The 12,304-nt window shown below is 34.1% G+C and carries 8 protein-coding genes; all 8 read right to left on the bottom strand.

Features of this window, described 5'->3' with window-relative positions; translation table 11 throughout:
- Positions 1-466 precede the first annotated feature (466 nt).
- The gene (pyk, locus tag CD041_RS01570) at positions 467-2,227 is read right to left on the bottom strand and encodes a pyruvate kinase (protein WP_080606558.1); all 1,761 of its coding nucleotides are present in this window, start codon (positions 2,225-2,227) and stop codon (positions 467-469) included.
- Positions 2,228-2,244: 17 nt separating this feature from the next.
- The gene (gene pfkA / locus CD041_RS01565; RefSeq protein ID WP_002458875.1) at positions 2,245-3,213 is read right to left on the bottom strand and encodes a 6-phosphofructokinase; all 969 of its coding nucleotides are present in this window, start codon (positions 3,211-3,213) and stop codon (positions 2,245-2,247) included.
- A gap of 162 nt (positions 3,214-3,375) precedes the next feature.
- Positions 3,376-4,320, bottom strand: coding sequence for an acetyl-CoA carboxylase carboxyltransferase subunit alpha (locus CD041_RS01560; RefSeq protein ID WP_002478048.1), 945 nt, complete (start codon positions 4,318-4,320; stop codon positions 3,376-3,378).
- A 1-nt stretch (position 4,321) separates the two neighbouring features.
- The gene (accD, locus tag CD041_RS01555) at positions 4,322-5,179 is read right to left on the bottom strand and encodes an acetyl-CoA carboxylase, carboxyltransferase subunit beta (protein WP_002458873.1); all 858 of its coding nucleotides are present in this window, start codon (positions 5,177-5,179) and stop codon (positions 4,322-4,324) included.
- A gap of 88 nt (positions 5,180-5,267) precedes the next feature.
- Positions 5,268-6,497 (bottom strand): NADP-dependent malic enzyme, encoded by a 1,230-nt coding sequence (gene ystJ, locus CD041_RS01550; protein WP_002458872.1) that lies wholly within the window; start codon positions 6,495-6,497, stop codon positions 5,268-5,270.
- A gap of 204 nt (positions 6,498-6,701) precedes the next feature.
- The gene (locus CD041_RS01545; RefSeq protein WP_070648406.1) at positions 6,702-9,896 is read right to left on the bottom strand and encodes a DNA polymerase III subunit alpha; all 3,195 of its coding nucleotides are present in this window, start codon (positions 9,894-9,896) and stop codon (positions 6,702-6,704) included.
- A 19-nt stretch (positions 9,897-9,915) separates the two neighbouring features.
- Positions 9,916-10,860: a DHH family phosphoesterase gene (locus CD041_RS01540; RefSeq protein ID WP_002478045.1), complete on the bottom strand. Its 945-nt coding sequence runs from the start codon at positions 10,858-10,860 to the stop codon at positions 9,916-9,918.
- A gap of 16 nt (positions 10,861-10,876) precedes the next feature.
- Positions 10,877-12,178, bottom strand: coding sequence for a DRTGG domain-containing protein (locus CD041_RS01535; RefSeq protein WP_002478044.1), 1,302 nt, complete (start codon positions 12,176-12,178; stop codon positions 10,877-10,879).
- Positions 12,179-12,304: the final 126 nt, after the last annotated feature.

The raw sequence follows: 12,304 nt of genomic DNA, 5'->3' as shown, positions 1-12,304 counted from the left end.
TTTAAATCTCAATTATGGACAGATTGGGATGTAAATCCCAAAATAAAAGCATAAAGATGATTGGAAATTAAAAATCATCTTTATGCTTTTTTAATATTCAATATTTCATATTATTATTTTGCTTGGTGAAATTTTTTTCGTATTTTCTTTGTTGGGGACCACCCCACCTTGCTTTGCTTGATAAAATGTTTTTTGCATTTCTCTTTATTGGCACCCCGTCTTCAGCTTGTTAAAGACATTTATATCTCAGCCCGTTATTTCTTATACTATTTATCTCTATCATGCTCTATTTATTGTAAAAAAGGAGCGGGACTGAATTCATCGTCCCGCCCCGGCAAGGTTGACTAGGATTGAAAAAAGCTTGGTATAAGCGTATTTTCAACCCAGTCAATTACTGCCAATATATAGTCCATAGTCTAAAATATAATTATATCCCAGACTCTATTACTATTTAATGTTTAAGTTATTAAAGTACGTTTGCATAGCCTTCAAAGATTTTTCCTTGTGCAGCATCAACTGTAATTAATATACCATCTTTAATTTCTTTAGTAGCATGTTCTACGCCAACAATCGTTGGAATGCCTTTTTCTAAACCAACAATAGCACTTGGAGAAGTAATACCGTTTTCTTCAGTGATTAAGCCGGCTGCTTTTTCAATGTATGGTACTAAAGTTTCGTCAACTGAAGTAGTAATAATAATTGAATTGCTTAAGTCTTTTCCTTCTAAATCGCTGGCATCATCTGCAACAACAGATTGACCTACAACTGATTCACGGCCAACACCTTGACCTTTTGCAATTTCATCACCAACAAGATGTAACTTCATCATATTAGTTGTACCTTTTTCACCAGTTGGAACACCAGCAGTAATAATGATTAAATCCCCATTTGTTACGCGTCCTGTTTCAACAGCAGTTGCGACAGAGTTATTTAATAAATCATCAGTGGTTTTACGACCTTTTTTAATAACTGGATATGCACCCCAAACAAGTGCTAATTGGCGAGCTGTATGTGCACTTGGTGTAACAGCAATGATATCTGAATGTGGTCGATATTTAGAAATTGTTACTGCAGTCGAACCACTTTCAGTAGCTGCAACGATAGCTTTAACGTTTAAATTAAGAGCTGTATGTGCTACAGAAACCCCAATCGCGTTAACAAATGATGTTTCAACTAGTTTTGTACGATCTGATAATAATTTTTTGTAGTCTTGCGCAGCTTCAGCAGATACAGCAATATTTCTCATTGTTTTCACTGCTTCTTCTGGGTATAAACCAGCAGCTGTTTCACCTGATAACATTACGGCATCCGTTCCATCATAAATGGCATTAGCTACGTCACTTGCTTCAGCACGAGTTGCACGTGGATTACGTTGCATAGAGTCTAACATTTGCGTAGCAGTAATAACAGGTTTTCCTAATTTATTACATTTTCTAATTAAATCTTTTTGAACAATTGGTACAGATTCTGGTGGAATTTCAACACCCATGTCTCCACGTGCTACCATTAATCCGTCAGATACTTCTAATATTTCTTCAATATTGTCAATACCTTCTTGGTTTTCAATTTTAGGGAAGATGGTAATATTATGATTGTTTTCTCTTTCTAAAATTTCACGAATATCTAAAACATCGCTTGGACGTCGAACAAAACTTGCAGCGATATAATCGACATCTTCTTTAATTCCAAATAAAATATCATCTGCATCTTTATCTGTAATACCAGGTAAGTTTACTCCGACACCAGGGAGATTGACACCTTTTTTATTTTTTAATTCACCTGTATTTAAAATTTCACATCTAACTTCGCCGTTAGCTTTATCTATTTCCTTAACTTCAAGTTCAACTAAGCCATCGTCTAATAAAATGTATGAACCTACTTGAACATCATTAATTAAATTTTCATAAGTTACTGAAAATTTTTCTGGTGTTCCTTCTACTTGAGTCATACTCACAATAACTTCTTTGCCTTTTTCTAACATAATTAGGCCATCTTTCATGTCATGAGTACGAATTTCAGGACCCTTAGTATCAAGTAAGATTCCAATTGTTTTCCCAAGTTTTTTCGCTACTTTTCGAATCGTATCAATTCGTGCTTTATGTTCTTCATGACTGCCATGAGAAAAATTCAAACGGGCAACATTCATGCCAGCTTTCATTAATTTTTCTAACATTTCTTCTGATTCAGATGCAGGTCCTATTGTACATACTATTTTAGTCTTTCTCATTCTAATTGCCTCCTAAATTAAATAGATAGCTTTTTAGCTAGTTCATAAATATCATTGTTAAATTTATGATCTGAAATTTTGAAAATCTCATCGAATGGCGTAGCTGTAAGTTGGTTATGCGTAATACCTACGCCAAGACCAGATTTACCTTGAATTAACAAATCAACTGCATGACCGCCTAACCTTGATGCGAGTACACGGTCAGTGCCTGAAGGGCTTCCACCACGTTGAATGTGACCTAATACTGAAACACGTGTGTCAACGTTTATATATTTCATTAATTCATCCGCACATTCTTGGCCACTCATACAACCTTCAGCAACCATTACAATTGAATGTTTCTTACCACGTTTAATACCACTCTCTATTTTTTCGGCAACGTCTTTAATTTCTGTTTTAACTTCTGGCACCATAATCGTTTCGGCACCTACTGATAGACCAGCCCACAAAGCTAGATCTCCACAATCACGTCCCATTACTTCTACAATAAATGTTCGAGCATGGCTAGAAGCTGTATCCCTTATTTTATCGACACATTCAATGATTGTATTTAATGCTGTGTCAAAACCGATTGTAAAATCAGTACCATTAATATCGTTATCAATCGTACCTGGAACACCTATAGTTTGAATTTCAGGACATTCTTCGCTAATACGTTGTGCGCCTCGATAACTACCATCGCCACCAACGACAACCAGACCTTCAATCCCTCTCTTTCGAAGATTATCTATCCCAACTTTACGATGCTCTGCTTCTTTAAATTGAGGACATCTCGCTGAGTATAAAAATGTACCTCCACGTTGTATGGTATCCCCTACAGAGCCAAGTTCTAATTTATGGATATTATCATCTAGTAAACCTTGGTAACCTTGATAAATGCCATAAACCTCGATGTTGTTGTAAATCGCTGTACGAACAACTGCTCTTACTGCAGCGTTCATACCTGGTGAGTCACCACCGCTAGTTAATACTGCAATTTTTTTCATGACGACATACCTTTCTTAACTAGATTTCTCTTTAACTCTAAATTACCACACTTTTTGGGGTCATTCCATCAATATTATTAAGGTTTATTGATGTAAACGTTTTAATTGTTAAGTTTATATTAAAAGAGTGAAATGGTAACCATTTCACTCTTTTACACTTAATTAATCAACAAATGAACCAATATGTCTGAATTTATTATATCGGTCTTCTGCTAATTGTTTTTTATTTAATTTTGACAATTCAGCAAGTTCGTTTTCAAATGCCGCTTTAATATGTTGTGCTTGAATCTCAATATCTCTATGTGCACCACCTAAAGGTTCTTCAATAACATTATCAATAATCTTTAATTGTAATAAATCATTAGCGGTAATTTTCATCGTTTCAGCTGCCATCTTAGCTAAACTACTATCTTTCCAAAGTAATGCTGCAGCGCCTTCTGGTGATATTACAGAATATGTACTATTTTCCAGCATTAAAATGCGATTGGCAACACCAATTCCTAATGCACCACCGCTACCACCTTCACCTATAACAATAGCAATGACAGGGACTGTTAATGATGCCATTTCGATTAAATTTTTCGCTATAGATTCACTTTGCCCACGTTCTTCTGCTGCCTTTCCTGGATAAGCACCTTTCGTATCAATAAATGTAAAGATAGGACGATTAAATTTCTCAGCCTGTTTCATTAATCGTAACGCTTTGCGATAACCTTCTGGGTGAGCCATTCCAAAATTACGATAAATATTATCTTTCGTATCTTTACCGCGTTGTTGACCAATCACAGTTACTGGCATTTCATTTAAGTACGCAATGCCTCCTACCATAGCAGGATCATCACGAAAGTTTCGATCACCGTGAAATTCTATAAATGCATCAAAGATATGTGGAATATAATCCAATAAAGTAGGTCTCTCTTGTAAACGAGCAATTTGAACTCGATCCCAAGGTTTCAAATTTGTATAAATCTTTTTAGTTTCTCTTTTTAATGAAGCCTCTAATAAATCAATTTCATCTTGTAAATCCACATCATTTTTTTGTTGAGATTCTTTTAATGATTCAATTTTGTTCTTTATATCATATAGCGGTTTTTCAAAGTCAAGCATCCTAATTCACCTCTTGATGCATTTTTAAGATTTGGGCTAATGTTTCTTTCATGTCTTTACGATGAACGACTTTATCAAGTTGTCCATGTTCTAATAAAAACTCAGCCGTTTGAAAATCTTCAGGTAATTTTTCATTAATTGTTTGTTCGATAACACGTCGCCCTGCAAATCCGATTAATGCTTTTGGCTCACTCAAGTTGATATCACCAACCGAAGCAAAACTTGCGGAAACCCCACCTGTTGTGGGATGAGTTAAATATGAAATATAGAGTAAACCTGCGTCAGAATGACGTTTTAATGATACGCTTGTTTTACCCATTTGCATTAAAGAAATAATACCCTCTTGCATCCTTGCTCCACCACTTGCAGAGAATAAGATAAAAGGTAATCGATGTTCAGTACAATAATCAATAATGCGACATATTTTTTCACCTACTACCGATCCCATACTCCCCATACGAAACCTTGAATCCATTACAGCAATACCAAATGGTAGATTTTCTAATGTTGCAATGCCAGTGACAACTGCTTCCTGTAAATCTGTCTTTTGTTGATCTTTTTCAATTTTTTCTTCGTAACCTGGAAAATCTAAAGGATTTGCTGATGTCATGCCTTTATCAAATTCTTGAAAACTACCTTCATCAGAGACAGCTTCAATACGTTTATAAGCTGTCAAAGCAATGTGATGGTCACAATTGAAACAGACATTTAAATTTTCCGCTAGTTCTTTTGTATACATAATCTTTTTACATTTAGGACACTTGGTCATAATACCCGCTGGCACATCATTTTGCTTGGAATCCTGTACTGTTAAATATTTCTTTTTCTTACTACTTCTGTTAAAAAAATCTTTAAACATGCATAAACCTCCACGTCACTAAACATCTAAAGCACTATATTATATTTAAAGTTATCTGATATATCTTTAATATCTTATGTTTACTTGCTTATTGTATATCTGTTAGTTTCATCGTTTTATCATAAATTGCTTGTGGTTCAACTTCAATTCGAGCTACACCAGTTTCCATTGCAGCTCTTGCAACTTCTCTAGCAACAGATGGTGCTACACGCTTATCAAATGGATCAGGAATACAATAATCAGGTCTTAATTCATCCGGTTGAATAAGATTCGCAATTGCTTCTACTGCAGCTTTTTTCATTTCTTCATTTATATGCGTTGCTTCAACTTCTAATGCGCCACGGAATATTCCAGGAAAAGCAAGTACATTATTGATTTGATTTGGAAAATCCGACCGACCTGTACCAATAACCTTTGCTCCTGCTTCTTTGGCATCTTCCGGTTTAATCTCAGGATTGGGATTAGCCATAGCAAAAATTATGGCATCTTTAGACATTGATTGTACCATTTCCTTAGTTAATAAATCGGCAATTGATACACCTATAAAAACATCTGCCTCTTTAATAACATCTTGTAAGCTTCCTTCTATTTTATCTTTATTTGTAAATTTAGCAACAAATGATTTTGTTTCATTCATTCCATATGGTCGATCTTCATATATTGCACCTTTAGAATCACACATAATCATATGACGTACGCCATATGCATCCAATAATTTACAAATAGCAATGCCAGCTGCGCCAGCACCATTTAATACTATTTTAATATCAGATAGTGGCTTGTCTACAATTCTTAATGCATTTATAAGTCCAGCCAGAGTAACGATAGCAGTACCGTGTTGATCATCATGGAATACAGGTATATTGGTTTCTTTCTTTAAGCGCTCTTCAATTTCAAAACAACGTGGAGCTGATATATCTTCTAAATTAATGCCTCCATAGTTCGGTGAGATTAATTTGACTGTTTGGATTATTTCTTCAGTGTCAGTAGTATCTAAAGCAATTGGTACACCATTAATACCTGCAAAACTTTTAAATAGTACCGCTTTGCCTTCCATAACAGGAATGCTCGCAGCTGCTCCTATATTACCTAGTCCTAATACAGCTGTACCATCTGTAACCACTGCTACAGTATTTCTCTTAATAGTATAATCATAAACCGTTCTAGGATCTTCGTGTATTTCTTTACAAGGTTCAGCAACACCTGGAGAATAAGCTAAGCTTAATTCTTTTTTATTCGTTACTTTAACGTTGGGTGTAACTTGCAATTTACCTTGATTTTCTTTATGCATCTGTAAAGCGTCATCTCTTAAAGACATTACATCAACCCCTATTCATTTTTTGGATACTTATAATGAAGATGTTGAGACAAAACCACGATTAATCAAACACTCGACCTCTTCTTACGTATAGAAACAAATCATAATTCTAACCATCATTTTATGTATATAAAAATAGTAAACTCATGATTGTTTACATTTAATCATCAGTTTACTATATCATAATTTAATGTTTGTTAAAAGTTATATAATTCTTATGTCTTCTGGCTTATAGTTATCTATAAGCTGTTCGATTTTACCTTGTTCACGCTCAATGTAGCCAACATTTTGCATTTGTTTCGTAGTTTCATCAAAATAGTTCACATCAATACTTTTAAAAGATTTCTCAGTTTGTAACTGTTGTTTTAATCGTTGTTTATCATTGATATGGCGCAATACAATTTGCTTCGCATGGCTAATCTTGTGCTGCTGATAGTCTTCTAAGTAAGTAATTTGCTGAATAACTAATTGCTGCTTCTGATTACGTTGTTCAAACTTCCCACTGACAATATACATTTCATTTTCTTGTATCTGATTACCATATTGACGGTATTGCTCTGGAAAAATCACACCATCAATAACTTTAATACCATCATTTACAACAACAAAAGCCATTTGTTGGCCTTTCTTCGTCCTTATCTGTTTGATTTGATCGAACTGCACAAGAATAGGTTGATGATTAGCAGCATTAGCCAATGTATAAATTCCTAAGAACTGTTTGCGATGAAACATTTTTTCAACTGGATGTTTTGAAATATAAAACCCAAGATATTCTTTTTCATACGTGCTTAACTGTAAATCATTCAATTCTTCTTGTTCCTCAATCTCATCTTTAGGGGTCATACCCGCAATGTCAAAAATATCTAAACCAACATGTGTAATATCATCGACTGCTTCATCTATCATTTGAAGTGATGTTGCGCGATTGTGCCCCAGCGAATCAAATGCCCCAACTAAAATTAAAGACTCTAAAAGTTTACGTGTTTTTATACGTTTGGGTATGCGTTTAGAAAAATCTTTAAAACTTTTAAAATTTCCTTGTTCTTTTCTATTATTTACGATTGTTTTCACGCTTTGATAGCCTACACCTTTAATTGCACCTAAAGATAGGTAAATACCTTGTGGTGTTGCTTTATAAAACCAATGACTATGATTAATATGTGGTGGTAAAATTGCAATTCCCTGTATCTTTGCTTCTTCAATAATTGCCGCTGTTTTTTGCTCATTTCCTACAACATTACTTAAAATATTAGCGTAAAAGTAATGTGGATAGTGTACTTTTAAATACGACATGATATAAGCTATTTTAGAATAACTAACTGCATGCGCTCTAGGGAAACCATAATCAGCAAATTTTAAAATTAAATCAAAGATTTGTTTACTTATTTGTTCTTCATAGCCATTTCTTTGGGCGCCTTCAACAAAATGTTGTCGTTCATTTTCTAATACAGCACGATTTTTCTTGCTCATTGCACGTCTTAATATATCCGCTTCTCCATAACTGAAGCCAGCAAATCGACTAGCAATTTGCATAATCTGCTCTTGATAAATGATAACACCATATGTACTTTTTAAAATGGGCTCTAAATCTGGATGTAAGTATGCTACCTTTGATGGTTCGTGACGTCGTGTAATATATGTGGGTATTTCTTCCATTGGACCCGGACGATATAAAGAAGTTACTGCAACAATATCTTCAAAGTGTTGCGGTTTCAAGCGCTGTAACACGTGACGGACGCCTTCTGATTCTAGTTGGAAAATACCTGTTGTTTCACCTTGTGATAACAGTGCAAATACTTTAGGATCATCGAAAGGTATTGCTTCAATATCGATCTCAACATTTAAATCATATTTAACTTGTGTCACTATTTGATGGATAATAGATAGATTACGCAATCCTAAAAAGTCAATTTTTAATAATCCTAAACGTTCTGCTTCTGTCATTGTCCATTGAGTCAATAATCCTGTATCACCTATTGTTAAAGGAACGAAATTAAATAAAGGTTGGTCGTTAATAATAATTCCTGCAGCATGTGTAGATGTATGACGCGGTAATCCTTCTAATTTCTTACATAGTTCAAACCATTTTTCATGTCGATAATTGCGATGAACAAAGTCTTTGAATTTATCATTGTCATAGGCTTGGTTTAACGTAATACCTAATTGATGAGGAATAATTTTTGATATTTCAGCAAGTGTAATTTCATCAAATCCCATAATTCGACCTACATCTCTTGCAACAGCCCTTGCCAATAGATGTCCAAAGGTAACAATTCCTGACACATGATATTCGCCATATTTTTGTTGCACATACTCAATGACGCGCTCACGTCTCGTGTCTTCAAAATCAATATCAATATCTGGCATCGTAACACGTTCAGGATTTAAAAATCGCTCAAACAGCAAATTATATTTTATAGGATCAATCGTTGTTATTCCCAATAAATAGCTAACTAATGATCCTGCAGAAGACCCACGGCCCGGTCCTACCATTACATCATGGGTTTTGGCATAATGAATTAAGTCACTAACAATCAGAAAATAGTCTTCAAATCCCATATTTGTAATGATTTTAAATTCATGATTTAGTCTGTCTATATAATTTTTTTGATTTAATTGTAATGTTTTTAAACGCTGCACAAGCTGTTTCCATAGGTATGCTTTAGAACTACTATTATCTGGTGTTTTAAATTGTGGCAACAATGATTGATGATATTGTATTTCTGCATTACACTTTTCAGCTAATGCTTGCGTTTGTGCCCACTCCTCTTGTGAAACTGTCAATTCGTCTAGCTCACTAGCTTCAAGGAAATGTTCATTTAAATTATCCATCTCATTAACTAAATCTAACTTTTCATTCAATTTAATAGCCTGAAGGGCGGCAATGGTATCTGCATCATTATCATTTAAATAACGTGCAGTTCGTAACCAGACTCGTGGCAATCCAAAATCATTTTTGCTATCACTATTTACATATATAAACTCATCATTTAAAAATTTTTCTAATATATGTCCGTGCTTTTGTTCTACTTGTTTAAAAACAATAGCAATGTTGCTTTGGTATTTAGTAATCCATTCAAATGGCACCAATGATTTATCTTTCATTTTGATAGCTGAAGATAACTGGTACATCGCTGTTAATCCTTCATTATTTAACGCATAAAGTACAGCTTCTACAGAAGATAATCCATCAGTAATATAGACAGTCATCCCAAAGATAGGTTTAATATTGGCAGACACACACGCGTCATAAAATTTTGGATAGCCATATAACACATTGGTATCAGTAATAGCTAATGCTGTATAACCTTGCTTTGAAGCTTTAGCCACAACATCTTCAATTTTTAAACTTGAATTCAACAAATCATATGACGTATGAATATTAAGATGTACAACCAATATTAACACTCCTTTCTTTTTAAACAGTTAGCTTTTGACGTAACAATCGTGCAAGTTGTTCAAATTCTTCCCAAGAATATACAGAGGCACCTGATGCATTGGGATGTCCACCACCATCAAATTGAGCGGCTACATCATTAATTGTGATACCTTTTGACCGTATTCGACAACGAATCTGTTCACCCTCATCGACTGCAAATACCCAAATTTTCAATCCTTTAATATCAGCTACTGTATTTACAAACTGTGATGCTTCATTCGGTTTAATATGATAATGGTCAAGTACATCATTTGTAATCTTGATCTGACAAAATGCATCATCATCTTTAAGTTGGAAATTTTGTAAAACATAACCTTGAAACGGCATTAATTTCGGATCTTTCTCAGATAATTTATTCAACTCTGCATTATGATTAAATGGGAAAGTTAATAAAAAACTAGCTACTTTCATTGTATGAGGCGTTGTATTATTAAATAAGAAACGACCCGTATCACCAACAATACCTAAATACAAGACCCGCGCTATTTTAGAAGACATTAAATAATTGTCATTAAAATGTGCAATCATATCATAAATAATCTCACTTGTAGACGAAGCTTTGTCGTTTACATAGTTGATGTCCCCATATTGATCTACTGGTGGATGGTGATCTATTTTAATCAAAGACTTACCTAAATTATATCGTAAATCATCAATTCTTGGTGCATTTGCTGTATCGCAAATAATGACAAGTGCATCTTGATAATCTCTATCTGAGATTGAATCTAAATCCCCTATAAATGACAATGATGGCTCAGCTTCTCCAGTAGCAAAAATGCGCTTATCAGGAAACTTAGCTTGCAAATAATACTTTAAGCCTAGTTGTGAACCATAAGCATCTGGATCTGGCCTTACATGACGGTGTATAATGATTGTCTTCGCACGTTCTATTTCATCCATAATTTGATTCCATATTTTTTCCATAATCCAACTCCCCTAATTAGATAATATCTTCAAACATTTGACACATTATCATACCTTTAGCAACTTTTTGATTATTACAATTCATCGCTACTTCAAGTTTTGCAAAATTCCGTCCAACATCTAATATATCGTATTTAACTTCAATTGAAGATTCGATTGTAACAGTTTTAATATATATAATATTTAAACTTTCAATCATCACATCGACTTTTTTATATTTTCTCATTTTATATTGCACTGTTTCTTCTATAATTGCTACAAAGACCGCTTTGCTCAATGTACCATATTGATTAGTTAGTAATGGTGATACTTCAACAGCAATTGATTCTGGAGTAACTGCAATATGTTTAGCAATTTGGTCGTTGATTGTCTCACCAATTTGTGGTTGCCGTCCTAATAATTGCATAGATTTCAAAACATCTTCTCTTGTGATAACACCTAATATTTTCTTGTTAGTTGTAGTTACTGGAAGTATTTCAATTCCTTCCCAAATCATCATATGTGCACAGCTCGCCACAGTCGTTGATAATTCAACATTTATAGGTGGTTTTGTCATCACACTTTGTATGACATCATCATGATCCATATCGATGGTTTCTTTGCTCGTAATAATGCCTACTAGTTTCCAATTTTGATCCACAACAGGAAAACGACTATGGCCAGTAGTCTTTGCTTTTTCTTTATACTCTTTTAGACCCATGTGCGAAAAAATTACGGTCGTTTCATTAACTGGTTTAACAATATCTTCAACAATCAAAATTTCTTTACGAATAATTTGATTAAACATGGCCCTGTTAATAATATTTGCAACTAAAAATGTATCATAGTTTGACGATAAAATAGGTAATTGATGCTCATTAGCGTAATTTATTATTCTTTTTGACGTCTTAAAGCCACCGGTAATTAAAACAGCACATCCTCTTTTCAACGCTTCAAATTGTGCATCTTCTCTGTTTCCAACAATAAGTAGTGTCTGTTTACTAATATATTTTATCAAATCTCTAATTTCCATTGCACCAATCGCAAATTTTGACACTGTTTTGTGCAGTCCTTGTCTACCACCTATAACTTCGCCGTCAATCATCTTAACGATTTCGCTGAAAGTTAAGTTTTCAATTTCATCACGCTTCTTCTTTTCAACTCGAACTGTGCCTACACGATCTATCGTCGTCACTAAGCCAAGTTGTCCAGCATCCTTAATCGCTCGATAAGCCGTGCCTTCTGATACTTCTAACACTTTAGCAATTTTTCTGACCGAAATTCTTTGACCTACTGATAAGGCTTCGATATAAGCTAAAATTTGTTCATGTTTAGTCATTTTAATACCTCTACTATTTTTGGACATTGTTATATGTATTATAACTTTTTAAAGCTAAAAAATCGATTTAATATCACAAAAAATAAAGCCTTTTAATTAAAATGCTCACCTTATTCTTTAATTACA

The sequence above is a fragment of the Staphylococcus lugdunensis genome, assembly GCF_002901705.1.
GTDB lineage: Bacteria > Bacillota > Bacilli > Staphylococcales > Staphylococcaceae > Staphylococcus > Staphylococcus lugdunensis.
This window is presented reverse-complemented; position numbering and strand designations above follow the sequence as displayed.